Origin of the sequence: Serratia grimesii NBRC 13537, assembly GCF_001590905.1 — a bacterium.
GTDB classification, from domain to species: domain Bacteria; phylum Pseudomonadota; class Gammaproteobacteria; order Enterobacterales; family Enterobacteriaceae; genus Serratia; species Serratia grimesii.
In genome coordinates this window covers 580,341-594,908 of record NZ_BCTT01000006.1, presented here as the reverse complement: position 1 = coordinate 594,908, position 14,568 = coordinate 580,341, and the positions used below count along the sequence as shown (strand labels likewise).

Genomic DNA, 14,568 nt, shown 5'->3' with positions numbered 1-14,568 from the left:
CCCTTGTGTCTACCGATTTCACCACCCGGGCTCGGGAAAATTGGAGGCGCGTTCCGGAGTCGAACCGGACTAGACGGATTTGCAATCCGCTACATAACCGCTTTGTTAACGCGCCTAAATTCTATTTGCCTTGTTCAGGCTAAAGCTCGTGAAACACCAGCTTTATCAAATTTGGAGCGGGAAACGAGACTCGAACTCGCGACCCCGACCTTGGCAAGGTCGTGCTCTACCAACTGAGCTATTCCCGCATCAATCAGAACTTACTGATTTTTTTGCTATCTTTCGGCAAATCACTGCTGCCGTCTGATGCGATGCATTCTACTTACCTGACGTAATGAGTCAATAAAATTGTTGGCTCATTACGTTTGTTTGACGATTTTTGCAGCGCTTTGATCAGGGTTCCAGCAAATCTTTCCTGGCAGCGTTCAAATATTGGAACATTGACCAGAAAGTCAGCACCGCTGCGATGTACAACAAACCAAAAGATACATACTCAACGGAGCGGTCTGGACGCCACAACAATCCAACCAGCGACATCATTTGCGCCATGGTTTTTACTTTACCAATCCAGGACACCGCCACACTGCTACGTTTACCAATCTCCGCCATCCACTCACGCAGTGACGAGATAATAATTTCACGGGCAATCATGGTCGCCGCAGGCAGAGTAATCCACCAGGTGTGGTAATGTTCCGCCACCAGCACCAGTGCCACAGCCACCATCACCTTATCCGCTACCGGGTCGAGGAACGCCCCGAAACGGGTGGTTTGCTTCCAGCGACGGGCGAGAAAACCATCAAACCAGTCGGTTATGGCTGCAAACACAAAGATAACGGCGCATACCATCGGAGCCCAGGTGAACGGCAGATAAAATGCCAGAACAAAGAATGGGATCAGAACTACGCGGAACAGAGTAAGCCAAGTCGGTATATTCAATTGCATAATGCTACGGTAACTATCTGGCTGGAGTGGGAATTAAGAGTATGTTGCTACATTGCCCTCAGTGTTTCAATGCATTGTAGATCTTTTCTGCCAATGCTTGTGAAATACCCGGCACTTTTGCAATTTCCTCCACGCTGGCGTTCAATAATGGTTGAAGTCCGCCCATATACTTCAACAACACCTGTCGCCTTTTTGGCCCAACGCCGTCGATCAGTTCCAACGCGCTGGTATTTCTTACTTTTGCCCTTCTCTGGCGGTGCCCGGTGATCGCATGGTTATGCGAATCATCGCGGATATGCTGGATCACATGCAGCGCCGGCGAATCTGACGGCAGCGCAATGCCTTCGCCTTCCGGTACAAAGAACAACGTCTCTAGCCCGGCTTTGCGATCGGCACCTTTAGCGATACCAATCAGTAAAGGTTTGTTCTTATCCCAGGTTACATTCAGCGAATTAAACACATCAATCGCCATACCCAGTTGCCCTTTACCTCCATCAATAAAGATAACGTCAGGGATCTTTTTCTCTTCCAGAGCCTTACCGTAGCGGCGTTTCAGCACTTGCGCCATCGCGGCATAGTCATCTCCCGGCGTAATGCCGGTGATATTATAGCGCCGATATTCAGAACGCAGCGGCCCATTACCATCAAACACCACACAGGACGCGACCGTTTGTTCACCCATGGTATGGCTGATATCGAAGCATTCCATGCGGTTAATTTCGGTCAGGTTCAACACCTTCGCCAATTCGGCCAGGCGCTGGTGAATCGTCGACTGTTGAGAAAGTTTGGTCGTCAGTGCCGTCGCCGCGTTGGTCCGAGCCAGTTTAAGATAACGTGCACGGTCACCCCGAGGCTTACTCTGGATCTGGATTTTACGGCCGGCCAGTTCAGAAAGAGACTCAGCAAGCAGGTCTTTTTCCGGCAAGGTGAAATCCAACAGGATTTCGGACGGCAAGGTGCGCATCTGGCTACCCTGTAAATAGAACTGGCCGACAAATGTTTGTACAACTTCGCTCATTTCAGTACCGCCAGGTACTTTCGGGAAATAACTGCGGCTGCCCAACACTTTGCCCTGACGAATAAACAGCACGTGCAGGCAAGCCATACCCGCCTCAAACGCCACGCCGATCACGTCCAGATCGTCACTATTACCGGAAACGAACTGACGCTCAGTCACCCGCCGAACGGCTTGGATTTGATCGCGTATGCGCGCCGCCTCTTCGAAGTTCAATGCTTTGCTGGCGTTTTCCATCCGTTCGATCAACTGATGCAATACCTGCTGATCTTTACCCGACAGGAACAGACGCACATAGTCCACCTGCTGCTGGTATTCATCCTCGCTGACTAACCCGGCGACACAAGGCCCCAGGCAACGACCAATCTGGTACTGCAGGCAAGGCCGTGAGCGGTTACGGTACACACTGTTCTCACATTGTCGTATCGGGAACAGTTTCTGCAGCAGCGCCAGCGTTTCACGTACGGCATAGGAATTGGGAAATGGGCCAAAATATTCGCCCTTGGCGTGTTTGGCACCTCGATGCACAGCCAGCCGCGGATGGTTGTCCGCGCTAAGGAAGATCAGCGGATAAGATTTATCGTCTCGCAAAAGAACATTATATCGCGGCTGGTATAACTTTATGTAGTTATGTTCCAGCAGCAGCGCTTCTGTTTCGGTGTGCGTAACAGTTACGTCTATTTGTGCGATATTTTTAACCAACGTCTCAGTTTTGCGACTACCAACCTGCTGGCGGAAGTAGCTGGCGAGACGTTTTTTCAGATCTTTGGCTTTGCCGACATAGATAACCGTGCCAGTAGCGTCGTACATACGGTAGACGCCAGGTTGGCTGGTTACGGTGCTTAGAAAGGCTTTGGCATCAAAACGGTCACTCACTGCTTAACAACGTCTCCGCATTGAACAATCCGTGTCGGATAGCCAGGTGTGTCAATTCAACATCACCGCTGATATTCAGCTTACTGAACATGCGGTAACGGTAACTGTTCACTGTTTTAGGACTGAGGCTCAGTTGCTCTGAGATCTCATTCACCTTTTTGCCTTTGGTGATCATCAGCATAATTTGCAGTTCGCGCTCAGACAGGCAGCTAAACGGCGTTTCCGTCTGCGGCTCTAGCTGGCTCAGGGCCATCTGTTGGGCGATATCGGACGCAATATATCGCTGCCCTGCCTGTACGGCACGAATAGCATTGATCACATCCTGTGGGGCCGCACCCTTGCTCAAGTAACCCGCAGCGCCCGCCTGCATTACTTTGGCCGGCAATGGATTTTCCGTATGAATAGTCAGCATGATGACTTTAACGTCGGGCGCATAACGTACAATTTTGCGCGTGGCTTCCAATCCACCAATACCCGGCATATTCATATCCATAAGAACGATATCTACAGCATTGCCACGGCACCATTTTACGGCATCCTCACCGCACTGGGCCTCACCGACAACTTTTATACCTTTGATATCTTCAAGAATGCGTCGTATCCCTGCGCGCACCAGTTCGTGGTCATCAACAAGAAGAACGCTAATCAAGGAAAAATCTCCAAAAAGAAGGGAGTAACGCAATCAGCCTCTGTTATAGCCAGAGATATTACTTGTTTTTCAGACAAGAATGAACACAGATTAATACTTACTCTCGATTAACTTTGCGGAATGGGCCTGACTTTTGAATTTTAGTCACTAACACAGCTCGATAAAGCCTAGCCTGCCGATGAAAATAGGCGATGTAAATATTACAGTGCATACCTTTGCTTCATGATACAGCGACAAAGGTTAACCACAGGTAAAATCAGTGTAAGCAATCGCAACACTGATAATATTAACACGAATACAATACCATTGTAATTCATTGAAAATGAACAAAATAGCAACCATCCATTTATCTGCCCTCTTGGTGACCATTATGGAAGAAATTATTTCCTTCCCATTCGGGCAACACACAGCAAGTGGATAGCATTGATAATTTAAATAACTGCACACGTTAACTGCGAGCTGGCGATCAAATACTTATTAAGTTTTGAAAAATAACTAAGGTATTATTCTCCAGAAAACCTGAGCTCAGACAGCAACTGCCGATGCATTAATCAATAATGAGTATGTCCCCTAATACGGCGGCTGCTAAACCTTCGCCCGGTCCCCGCTACCAGATGCCAGCTAACACAGCCCCATCGGTGCAGATGCATTTCTGCATGCTATGCTATACTCCGCGCCCAGTTAAAGACGCATCTGCACGCCAGAGTGAATGAGGCCCGTGTGGGTGCGCATCAAAAATGCATATTGTTTCAGGCTTCGGCCTCAAAAATCAGGAGAGAAAATGAGCAACGTTGATTTCACTACGTCTGCAAACCCGGAAACGCTGGCAACAGAAGTCGCCTGTCTTAAAGCCACGCTGACGCTGATCCTGAAATCGATCGGCCAGGCTGATGCCGGGAAAGTCATTATCAACATGGAACGCTTTATTGCACAAATCGAAGATCCGACCCAGGCCGAAATCTTCAAAAACAGCATTCAACAGATTAAGCACGCCTACCGTCAATAATCTGTCGCCCCTCAGGCCTGCCGTCAGCGCGGGCCCGTTTCCTCTGCTGTTTCCGACGAATTGATTCCCTTGGTTATTTCAGGCAATGTGATTTTTATTTACGCCAGAGAAACATATGGGCATCGTGGTTAAAGCGTTGATCGGCGCGTTGATGGTGGTATTAATTGCGCTGCTTGCCAAAAGTCGCAGTTACTATATCGCCGGTCTTGTGCCGTTGTTCCCCACTTTTGCACTGATTGCTCATTACATTGTCGGCAGTGAACGTTCGATAGAAGCGCTGAGAACCACGCTGATTTTCGGTATGTGGGCCGTTTTACCCTATCTGGTATACCTGATCTCACTATATTGCTTTATCAACAGCATGAGGTTGTCTTGGGCACTGTTGGCTGCTGTGTTGTGCTGGATCGCCGCAGCGTGGCTATTAGTTACCCTATGGGGTTGGTGGCAGGGGCGCTGACTGCACCCCGCCAGATTCACGGTTTGCTGGCCTGCAGGACAAACCCGCGTTGCATATCGCCAGCGATTCGGAAATAACGGCTCTCACTGGCACGCAATGTCATCGGTAACCGGCCACTGGTATCGCGCCAAATGCACAGGTTGTTTTCGATCATATCCTGCCCAATGCTGATTTCGTTATTACCCACCGGCACCCGAAACTCAGCCTTCTCTTTGGCAGCCAATGATGCAGCAAACTCTCCGTTGATATAAACCCCGGTACGGCAACTCCCCGCCAACATTCCACTGTCACGAACAACAACTACCGTTGCAAATGGCGTTTGCGGCACATTCTGATAAAGCAGCAACCGGCTTGGGGGTGGTAACTCCGCCTGTTGCAACGGAACGCTCTGGGTCGCGCAGCCAGACAACAACAAGGTCGTAACGAGTAAAGCGGCGTAATGCTTCATCCTGAGCTCCTGAAAAAAAACGATCTTCATAGTAGCAAGAGAATAACCGCCAGCCGTAGCATTGAAGCGCTATTGGTAGAAAAATAGGATAACCTCCAGTGGGCTGAGGAAGGATGAAGAAATGGGGCCATCTCCGCCGACCCGCATTTTTTCAGGTATAACGGCTGACGATATAAGAATATTCTGGTGTTATTATATTGAAATAGATAGGATTTTTATGATCCCCTTAAAGTTTAACCATACGCTTTTTAATGTCATCTTGAAAAACGCCACTTACATAGTTAAAGCCTTTATCTGTCACATAAACTCGCGAATAGCCATTTTCTGAAAATGCAGTCACCATATAACCGGCACTGATCATCTCCGAAGAAGGTGCATTCATCAGGGTGAGAAATCCTCGTCCTCGACACCATTGATAAAAACGAGTACGACCATAACCCAATGAATCACCCACATCGGAAAGGTTTCTCATTCCTTCATAATCATCTGATAATGAAGGTAAACCAGCACTGCCTTTAGGTACTTCCGGTTTATTCGCCAAAATAAAACTCCCTTTAATGTCTTCATCATCATGACAATCACCCATCGATCCTGAATCTAGAAAATTTACACATGAATTGCAATCGTATTACCTGAAAATTCAATAATAGTTTTAATTGTGAGAATTCATAAAAAGCAATATAAATATCCCACACTTAATTGCACATACTTTAAATATCCTTTCTTAACCAAGAATAAAGATAAACCCTTAGGTAAATATCTTAAAAATGCAGGAATATAAAATCCGAAAATAACTTAGCGCAGGCATTATCACAAACAATGACTATTTCAATAATCAGTAAACTCCTCACTTTCGATCGACAGCGGCAAGACTACATCAACCCCATCTAAACAATAACCATTATCATTTCCATTTTTGGCATCAATTCATTACACTCACCCCACCTCAACTAAGAAGATTCTTAGAGAGTGCGTATAGGACGAAAGGAAGAGTTAGGGACACCATGAATACGTATAGATTTTTGATTATATTGCCATTAATGACATTAACTGCCTGTACACAATGGGAAAGACCGGGTGCAGGCGACGCCACTCGCGATGCTGAATATGCTGAATGTAAAGGTCGTGGCTTCGAGCGTTTTCCACCCGACGTGGTGAGAGATGTTGAATTTAGCTACGAAAACAAATATCAGACTTGCGAAAAAGATAAGAAGAACTGCCCAGACGGTTACCGCTACGAAAAACAGCCCTCATTTAAAACGGTACAAAATGATCGTAATGAGGGAGCCCGTTCGGCAACCATAGAAGCCTGTATGTACGGCAAAGGCTGGCATGAGAAAACGTATTACTGGCCACAGTATTAGGTATAGCGATGATCCCGTTGGCATAACGCCGTCACTGATACCGCGTGCCGCCGGAGATTATTCATCGTCACCGTGCGGCATGCCGGACTTGGGTTTATGTTTGCCCTCTTCCGGCTTCTTGTCTTTTGCGGCCGATAATGCCCGGCCAATCAACCACAACAGCAGCGGCATTAGCAGCAGGCACAACCCCAGCGTAATCAGTGCATTTGTCATCCGTTCTCCGCCCAACTTTTCCAGTCACTCAGTCTGAGTGTAGCAGGCTTATTCGTCGGTTTTTATCCTCCCCAACCGCGCCAATGTTGCCCCCCTTACTGGCGTTAATGGGATGCGTGGCGTTAATAACGGCCAGCCGAACAAGTGGCGTGCCGCTGTCGCACAAATCTTACCCTGACAAGCCCCCATACCGCAGCGACGACTTAACTTGGCCGACGTCCAGTCAGGCAAGCCATTTATCTCACCCAACGCCACATCTTCACAACGACACAACAACGTTTCTGGTGTCGCCAACGCTTTCAATGCAGGATTAAGCACAAAGGTTCGCGCCACCGCATCAGAAAATTGCCGCCACTTGGCTCGTTGCGCCGTTAATGCTTGCACATTCTTCAAATTGTCGGTTGCAGCATAGCCAGCAATAGCTCCCTCAGTCAGCGCCAGTTCACTACCGCCAATACCGGTACATTCACCGGCAGCATAAATATGCGCTTGGCTGGTCCGCTGATCATCGCTCACAACAATAACGTCATTATCGATATGGCATCCCAATAGCATCGCCAGTTCGATATTCGCCACCAGCCCAAAACCACAGGCTAAACGTTCGCAGTCCAGCGTCACCACGCGAGCGCCTTTTTGAATCCGCACCGCTTTTAACCGCTGATCACCCAGCGCCTCCAGCACATGGCTGCCCGGACGATAATGTCTATTAGAGAGAGCAAAGGACTGGCGTAACTTCACAGGCCAACGCCATAACCCACCGGCAAAAGCCGCTATCCGCGGGGCGGATGCTTGCTCTGCCAGCATTATCACCTCCCCCCCAGCGCCGACAACACTGTGGGCAACGGCCAGTAGCAATGGGCCGCTACCCGCAATAACTACCCGTTCCCCTTTAACGGCTAGCCCTTGTTTAATTTGCGCCTGCAGGCCACCAGCGCCAGTCACACCCGGTAACGTCCAACCAGGAAACGGGAGCAGCAGTTCCCGGGCGCCACAGCATAGGATCAGTTTTTGAAATTCCACGGTGCCACTGTCCGTTGCATCTTCGTAGAGAATTTTCTGCGGACCACACTGGGCTACAATTTTGACGCCGTTGAGCAGCGTTATATTACTCTGTGCCTCAACCGCCTGTCGGTATTGCTGCGCTAGCGCAGGTAGTGCCACGTTCGGTCCATCACGCCAGATTTGCCCACCCGGACGGAGGTTGTCGTCGAGCACCAACACCGATCGGCCGCTTTCTGCCGCAGCGCAAGCCGCTGCTAACCCTGCCGGACCAGCACCAACAATCAGCACATCACACGTGAGCTCACTCATTCTCGGTCCTTTCAATATGCATTCCAGGTTGGCACAGCGTCTGGCATGCCAGCTTCCGCATCCCATTCACCGTGACACGACACTCCTGACAGATACCCATACCACAAAACGGTGCACGTAATTGACCACTGGCAGAAAGACGACACCAGTCCTGCCCGCTCAGGCTCAGCGCCGCTGCCACAGTGATCCCCTCCGGCACGCAGAGATTTTCACCGTTAAGGTTTAACGTAAGTAACCTCTGTTTTTTGTTCATACTGGCAACACCTCTTTCCGAAACATACGCGATGCCAGATAAGGCGTGTCATCAATGGCCGGTCGATGATTATGGATCTGCGACGCAATCAGTGCTGCGCTGCCCAGCGCCGTTGTTACACCCAGACCTTCGTGACCCAATGCCAACCATAACCAGCGATGTTTGGGATGCGGTCCCAGCAGCGGCAAGCCGTCGGCAGACGCGGCGCGTTGGCCTGTCCAGCAACGGATGATGTTCATTTGCGCCAGTGCAGGCAGGAAGGTGTTCGCGCGTGCCAACATGGCGGCCAATAACGGCATATCAATGGCACTCTCTGGAGCATCAAACTGGCGTGAAGAGCCAATCAACAACTGGCCTGTTGGGCGCGCCTGAATGTTGAATGCTACCGACGTGCCGTCACTGGCATGGGCACTGGCGCCATAACCCAGTTCAACCAATTGATGATGCACCCGCTTTGGGTAGCGATCGGTGATCGCAAGATGCCCTTTCTTGGCACGTAATAAGGGCTGTTCCAACAGCCTATCGGCCTGTAGACCACTGGCAAGTACCACAATCGGCGCCGTTAGACGTTCCCCACTGGCCAACACAACGGACTGTGCTTCCAGCGCGATAGCCTCGCCAGTGATCACCCTGACCGCGGGCCCAGCATCAGCGACTAACCAATGGGCAACGTTAGGTGCATACACTATGCCATCACCCGGCACGCGTAACCCACCCGCCAGACCAGAACGCAGCATAGGTTCAAGCCCCGCAACCTGTGCTGCACTCAATGTTTCACTGGCAACTTCATATTCCGCCATACGCTGCCGCTTAGCCTCGGCAATGGCCATTTCATCGTCCCGCTCAGCCAGCCACAACGTACCACAACCGCGCCAGGCACAGCTTTCCGGCATCCGGTCCACCACACTACGCCACAGTTGCAACGAATAGGCGCTTAAGGCCAGTTCTGCCGGGTTATCATCCATACAGACCAGATGCCCCATGCCTGCCGCTGTCGCACCAGCACGCTGGTTGTCTACCAGTAGGACTTGAACCCCCTGTCGTGCCAACTGCCAGGCGCAGGCAGCACCAATGATGCCGGCACCGACCACAATCGCCTCAGCACGCCTGCCGGCAACCATTAACGGATCCCCCAAATAAAGGGATCACGTTCATCTAACAACAGTTGGCTGTCAGCACACACATAGGCTTGCCCACGAATAAACGGCGTCACGCGATCGCCGTTATGCTGGTAATAGCCACTGAACTGGCTGCCAATCACACTTGCTTGACGCCAAATCTCTCCTGGCTGCAATTTTCCGTCTGCGGCCAGACAGGCCAACTTGGCACTGGTGCCGGTACCGCAGGGCGAACGGTCATAAGCCTTGCCTGGGCACAGTACAAAGTTGCGGCTGTCAGCTTGTGGATCGGCGGCAAACAGTTCGATGTGATCAATAACACCACCGTCTTCCCCATGGACCCCCGTCAGCTCCAGAGCCTGACGCACAGCCCAACAAAAGGCCGTGAGTGCCTCCAGATTTTGCGTATTGATTGCCAGATGATGTTCGCCAATCAGGAAAAACCAGTTCCCTCCCCACGCGATATCGCCCACCACGGTTCCGTAACCGTTCACCTCAACCGTAACCTGTCGGCGATATCGGTAAGCGGGCACGTTTTCCACCGTTACACTGCCATCCGTGTGCAACGTCGCATTCACCGTACCCACCGGGGTTTCGATCAGGTGTTCCCCTACATCAATCCGCCCCAGATAGGCCAGCGAGGCCACCAGCCCGATGGTACCGTGGCCACACATCCCCAGATAACCGGCGTTGTTAAAGAAAATCACCCCTGCGGTAGCCTGCGGTGAACAGGGCTCGCACAGCAAAGCCCCCACCAGCACGTCATTGCCGCGAGGCTCCAGAATAATGGCGCTGCGCCAGTCGTCATAGTGTTGGGCAAACAGTGCCTTGCGTTCCGCCATACTGCCGGTGCCCAATGAGGGGAACCCATCGACGATCAGTCGTGTTGGCTCACCGCCTGTATGGGAATCGATCGCGTGCAGCAGGGTGAATTGCGAAGAAAGAGCCATCGGGGTCTCCTGGGTTAATGAAATGTTACCGATGGAGTTAGCCTGACCGAATATGCTGACGACGGCTTGATGCATTTCGGCGCAGGGAATGCAGAAATCAGCACAATTCTCGCCTTGGCATTTAACCGGATCCCCGTTCAGCACTGCACAAAAGTATGCGGTGATCCGCATAATTGGCAGCTACGCTTGAAAAGTTATAAGAAAGTTAATATTGATTAAGCGCTTCAAAACGGCCTGTCCGGCCGCCTCAGATTTGAGTCACTCAACGGGAAAAGGTATTGCTATGCGATTAGCCCAAGACCATCAGGTTATTACTGCTCCCCGGCCAGTTCTTGATGAACAGGAAGATGACGTTTTTGCCATTGAGCAACTCTCTCGCTGGTGCGACGGCCTGGCACAACAGCGCCCGAACACCCTGCATGACCTGCTCAACTCACTGGCGCTGATCGTGCCGCTGCTCAACGCCATTCCCAACGTTGTCTTCTTTATCAAAGATGTGCAGGCACGTTACCTGTTGGCCAACCTGACACTGGCTAAACGTTGCGGATTTAAAACCGTCACACCGCTGCTGGGTAAAACCTCGGCGGACGTGTTCCCAGCCCAGCTCGGTTCGGGTTATACCGAACAGGATCGCCGTGTACTGCTCCACGGAGTGATGATCCAGGATCAGCTGGAAATGCACCTTTACAGTGGTCGTGAAACCGGCTGGTGCCTGACACAAAAGCTGGCGCTGTACGATACTCAGGGCAAAATCATCGGCATGGCGGGCATCTCGCATGATCTTCAGGAGGCCAAAGCTAATCACCCTGCCTATCAACGGCTTGCCGCCATCGACGTATACATTCGTCAGCATTACGCTCGCCCAATTGCTCTCGAGGAACTGACGGCGCTCACTGCGCTTTCTGTGGCGCAGATCGAACGTTACTGCAAACGCATTTTTCATCTCACACCACGCCAGATGATCCACAAAGTACGTCTGGAAAAAGCCACCGAACTGCTGGCCAGTGATCTGCCCATTACCGACATAGCCTTGCAGTGCGGCTACACCGATCACAGCGCATTCAGCCGCCAGTTCAAGGCGATGACCGGCTCTACACCACGTGATTTCCGCATCACACTTACGCCATAACCCACTGATTTAAATTACCAATACATTTCTTTTTGGCGCTTCGAAGGTCAGGGTTTTCTTCGCCTGAGACTCTGCACCACTGTGCCAATTTCGTCATGGCATTCGGCGAAAACCGTCAAGCCCCTGCGAACAATACACGTCAATCTGTGATTGGATTTTACCAATAATTCACCATTGATTAACAAACTTGGACGACAGGACAAACACTATGAGCCATAAAGCCATTAGCTGGAGCGGCGTATTCCCGGCGGTCAGCACTCAGTTCCGCAGCGACTTTTCTTTGGATCTCGACGCCACTCATACGGTGATCAAAAACCTGGTCAAGGACGGCGTTTCGGGGCTGGTGGTCTGCGGCACCGTTGGCGAAAATACGTCGCTGACAATGCAGGAAAAACTGTCAGTCATTGAAGTCGCACGTGATGCTGCACAGGGCAAAGTGCCCGTCATTGCCGGCATCGCCGAATTCACCACCGCCTTTGCACAAAATATGGCGCGTGAAGCTCAGAAGGTCGGCGTCGACGGCATTATGGTCATGCCGGCATTGGTCTACTCTGCCAAACCCCATGAAACCGCCACACATTTTCGCAGCGTTGCCACCGCCACCGATCTGCCGATCATGGTCTACAACAATCCCCCTATTTATAAAAACGACGTGACACCCGACATCCTGACGTCGCTGGTCGACTGCGAAAATATTGTGTGCTTTAAAGACTCTTCTGGTGATACCCGTCGCTTTATCGATTTGCGTAATGAGGTAGGCGACCGCTTTGTGTTGTTCGCTGGATTGGATGACGTCGTACTGGAAAGCATCGCTGTCGGTGCCGAAGGGTGGATCTCCGGAATGTCTAACGCCTTCCCACGTGAAGGCGAAACGCTGTTCCGCCTGGCGAAGCAAAAACGCTTTGAGGAAGCGCTGGCGCTGTACAGCTGGTTTATGCCGTTGTTGCACCTGGATGCGCGACCAGATTTGGTGCAGTGCATCAAGTTGTGTGAAGAGCTAGTGGGCCGTGGCAGCGCAGTTACCCGCCCACCACGTTTAGCGCTGCAAGGCGATACGCTTGCCGACGTCACTGCAGTGGTCAAAAAAGCGCTGGCAAACCGTCCGGCATTGCCGGACGTCGGCCTCTAATCGCCACACTCGCTCGCCCGGCTCACTGCCGGGCCTAACCACTTGCTAAACGAGGGAACCCATGCCCAACGCCTATACCATCAGTGGTCGACAGTTTATCGGCGGCCAGCGCCACGCCAGCGGCGAGGCCGATCTTGTCAGCCTGCGTGCTGATAACGGTCTGCCGACTGGTCACACTTTTTTCTCAGCCAGTGCCACAGAAGCTGCCGCAGCCGCTGATGCTGCCGCACAAGCATTCACGGCTTATTCACAACTCAGCGCCGAACGCCGCGCCGATTTTCTCGAGGCTATTGCCGACCAATTGGATGCCCTGAGTGAAGATTTCTTCAACTTCGCCATGCAGGAAACCGCGTTGCCATTCGCGCGTCTTAGTGGCGAGCGAGCCAGAACCAGTGGTCAGATGCGGCTATTTGCCACCTTGTTACGCCGAGGGGATGTACATGGCGTGCGCATAGACAGCGCATTGCCGCAGCGAACACCGTTGCCACGCCCAGATCTACGGCAATATCGCACTGCTATCGGCCCAGTCGCCGTATTTGGTGCCAGTAATTTTCCTCTGGCATTCTCCACGGCAGGTGGGGATACCGCCGCCGCACTCGCTGCAGGTTGCCCGGTGGTGTTCAAAGCGCACAGCAGCCATATGATCACTGCCGAATTGACTGCACAGGCAATTGAGCGGGCAAGAGAACAGCAAAACATCCCGGCTGGCGTCTTCAACATGATTTACGGCGATCGTATCGGTGCCGATCTGGTCCAGCACCCCGTAATTCAGGCGGTGGGCTTTACCGGCTCGTTACGTGGGGGAAGAGCCTTGTTCGATCTCGCTATGCGCCGGCCGCACCCTATCCCGGTATTTGCCGAGATGTCGAGCATCAACCCACTGATCGTTATGCCACAAGCGTTAGCCCGCCGTGGACAGCAGATTGCACACGAACTGGTCGCCTCTTTCACCTTGGGCAGTGGACAGTTTTGCACCAAACCTGGGTTGATCATCGTCCAGCGTGGTGAAGCATTTGACCAATTTGTCCAAGATATCGCCTTGAAGGTGAACGCTGCCACGCCACAGGCAATGCTGAACACCGGCACACTGACACATTTCCGCAGCGGGTTGGCTGCACTAGAAAAACAAACAGGTATTCGCCATCTTGCCGGTAACCGTGAAGAACACCCTTATCTGGCTGCGCCGCAACTGTACCAGGCCGACATCAACTTGCTGCTCAGCGGAAACCCGCTATTGCAGGAAGAAGTGTTTGGCCCCGTGGCCATTTTGGTGACGGTGGAAAATAACCAGCAACTGATGAGCGCGCTGGATAGCCTGCAAGGGCAATTAACCGCCACCTTACTGACCGACGAAGACGATTTAAATGACGCGGCACCGCTGGCCCAACAGCTGACTCGCAAAGCGGGGCGTGTACTGTTTAACGGCTATCCGACCGGGGTAGAAGTGTGTGATGCCATGGTGCACGGCGGCCCTTATCCAGCCACCAGCGATGCACGCGGCACCTCAGTGGGCACGCTGGCTATTGAACGCTTCCTGCGCCCGGTTTGCTTACAGAATTATCCGGCAGCACTGCTACCACCGCCGTTGCAAGACAGTAATCCGCTTGGCCTGCTGCGGCTGGTTAACGGTAGCTACACTCGTGACCCAATCCACTCATCTGCCAACAACTAGCCAGGCCGCATCTGCATGCCACCTAATAACAAAAGG

At 51.8% G+C, this 14,568-nt stretch carries 16 protein-coding genes and 2 tRNA genes; 6 read left to right on the top strand and 12 right to left on the bottom strand.

The genetic code is table 11. The features are described 5' to 3' along the window. Positions 1 to 41: 41 nt before the first annotated feature. The 5 genes from SGR01S_RS09395 to uvrY form a co-directional block, all read right to left on the bottom strand. Positions 42 to 115 (bottom strand) — tRNA-Cys (locus SGR01S_RS09395). Between the two features lie 57 nt (positions 116 to 172). After that, a tRNA-Gly gene (locus tag SGR01S_RS09390) sits at positions 173 to 248 on the bottom strand. Positions 249 to 393: 145 nt separating this feature from the next. After that, positions 394 to 942 (bottom strand): CDP-diacylglycerol--glycerol-3-phosphate 3-phosphatidyltransferase, encoded by a 549-nt coding sequence (pgsA, locus tag SGR01S_RS09385; protein ID WP_037419583.1) that lies wholly within the window; start codon positions 940 to 942, stop codon positions 394 to 396. Between the two features lie 58 nt (positions 943 to 1,000). Next, positions 1,001 to 2,833: an excinuclease ABC subunit UvrC gene (uvrC, locus tag SGR01S_RS09380; RefSeq protein WP_061807292.1), complete on the bottom strand. Its 1,833-nt coding sequence runs from the start codon at positions 2,831 to 2,833 to the stop codon at positions 1,001 to 1,003. Beyond that, positions 2,826 to 3,482, bottom strand: coding sequence for a UvrY/SirA/GacA family response regulator transcription factor (uvrY, locus tag SGR01S_RS09375; protein ID WP_037419577.1), 657 nt, complete (start codon positions 3,480 to 3,482; stop codon positions 2,826 to 2,828). Before uvrY ends, uvrC begins: the two co-directional genes overlap by 8 nt. Positions 3,483 to 4,263: 781 nt before the next feature. Here uvrY and SGR01S_RS09370 point away from each other — a divergent pair. Together SGR01S_RS09370 and SGR01S_RS09365 are read left to right on the top strand one after the other, a co-directional pair. Further along, positions 4,264 to 4,488, top strand: coding sequence for a DUF2594 family protein (locus tag SGR01S_RS09370; RefSeq protein ID WP_020826235.1), 225 nt, complete (start codon positions 4,264 to 4,266; stop codon positions 4,486 to 4,488). A 115-nt stretch (positions 4,489 to 4,603) separates the two neighbouring features. Beyond that, positions 4,604 to 4,945, top strand: coding sequence for a GlpM family protein (locus SGR01S_RS09365; RefSeq protein ID WP_061807291.1), 342 nt, complete (start codon positions 4,604 to 4,606; stop codon positions 4,943 to 4,945). A gap of 16 nt (positions 4,946 to 4,961) precedes the next feature. Here the strand turns inward: SGR01S_RS09365 and SGR01S_RS09360 are convergent, their stop codons facing one another. Both SGR01S_RS09360 and SGR01S_RS09355 read right to left on the bottom strand, forming a co-directional pair. Continuing rightward, on the bottom strand, positions 4,962 to 5,393 hold the full coding sequence (locus SGR01S_RS09360) for a hypothetical protein (protein ID WP_037419569.1): 432 nt from the start codon (positions 5,391 to 5,393) through the stop codon (positions 4,962 to 4,964). 226 nt (positions 5,394 to 5,619) lie between these two features. Next, on the bottom strand, positions 5,620 to 5,934 hold the full coding sequence (locus SGR01S_RS09355; protein WP_061807305.1) for a hypothetical protein: 315 nt from the start codon (positions 5,932 to 5,934) through the stop codon (positions 5,620 to 5,622). A 463-nt stretch (positions 5,935 to 6,397) separates the two neighbouring features. On the opposite strand from SGR01S_RS09355, the gene SGR01S_RS09350 reads away from it, so the two are divergent. Beyond that, on the top strand, positions 6,398 to 6,757 hold the full coding sequence (locus SGR01S_RS09350; protein ID WP_061807290.1) for a hypothetical protein: 360 nt from the start codon (positions 6,398 to 6,400) through the stop codon (positions 6,755 to 6,757). A gap of 57 nt (positions 6,758 to 6,814) precedes the next feature. Here SGR01S_RS09350 and SGR01S_RS24335 read toward each other — a convergent pair whose 3' ends face one another. The 5 genes from SGR01S_RS24335 to SGR01S_RS09330 are packed head-to-tail and all read right to left on the bottom strand — an operon-like array spanning position 6,815 to position 10,602. Then, the gene (locus tag SGR01S_RS24335) at positions 6,815 to 6,970 is read right to left on the bottom strand and encodes a hypothetical protein (protein ID WP_165392859.1); all 156 of its coding nucleotides are present in this window, start codon (positions 6,968 to 6,970) and stop codon (positions 6,815 to 6,817) included. Between the two features lie 48 nt (positions 6,971 to 7,018). Beyond that, a complete protein-coding gene (locus SGR01S_RS09345) occupies positions 7,019 to 8,281 on the bottom strand; it encodes an NAD(P)/FAD-dependent oxidoreductase (protein WP_061807289.1) in 1,263 nt (420 codons plus the stop codon). Next, entirely contained in the window at positions 8,274 to 8,534 is a 261-nt protein-coding gene (locus SGR01S_RS09340; protein ID WP_061807288.1) for a (2Fe-2S)-binding protein, read from the bottom strand. The genes SGR01S_RS09345 and SGR01S_RS09340 overlap by 8 nt, the downstream gene beginning before the upstream one ends. Next, on the bottom strand, positions 8,531 to 9,655 hold the full coding sequence (locus tag SGR01S_RS09335; protein ID WP_061807287.1) for an NAD(P)/FAD-dependent oxidoreductase: 1,125 nt from the start codon (positions 9,653 to 9,655) through the stop codon (positions 8,531 to 8,533). The genes SGR01S_RS09340 and SGR01S_RS09335 overlap by 4 nt, the downstream gene beginning before the upstream one ends. Continuing rightward, positions 9,655 to 10,602: a 4-hydroxyproline epimerase gene (locus SGR01S_RS09330; protein WP_061807286.1), complete on the bottom strand. Its 948-nt coding sequence runs from the start codon at positions 10,600 to 10,602 to the stop codon at positions 9,655 to 9,657. The genes SGR01S_RS09335 and SGR01S_RS09330 overlap by 1 nt, the downstream gene beginning before the upstream one ends. 283 nt (positions 10,603 to 10,885) lie before the next feature. Between SGR01S_RS09330 and SGR01S_RS09325 the strand changes: the two genes are divergently transcribed. From SGR01S_RS09325 to SGR01S_RS09315, 3 genes are all read left to right on the top strand, one after another. Further along, a complete protein-coding gene (locus SGR01S_RS09325) occupies positions 10,886 to 11,731 on the top strand; it encodes an AraC family transcriptional regulator (protein WP_037419554.1) in 846 nt (281 codons plus the stop codon). A 208-nt stretch (positions 11,732 to 11,939) separates the two neighbouring features. After that, entirely contained in the window at positions 11,940 to 12,860 is a 921-nt protein-coding gene (locus SGR01S_RS09320; RefSeq protein WP_061807285.1) for a dihydrodipicolinate synthase family protein, read from the top strand. Between the two features lie 61 nt (positions 12,861 to 12,921). Then, entirely contained in the window at positions 12,922 to 14,532 is a 1,611-nt protein-coding gene (locus SGR01S_RS09315) for an aldehyde dehydrogenase (NADP(+)) (RefSeq protein WP_061807284.1), read from the top strand. The last annotated feature ends 36 nt before the right edge of the window (positions 14,533 to 14,568 follow it).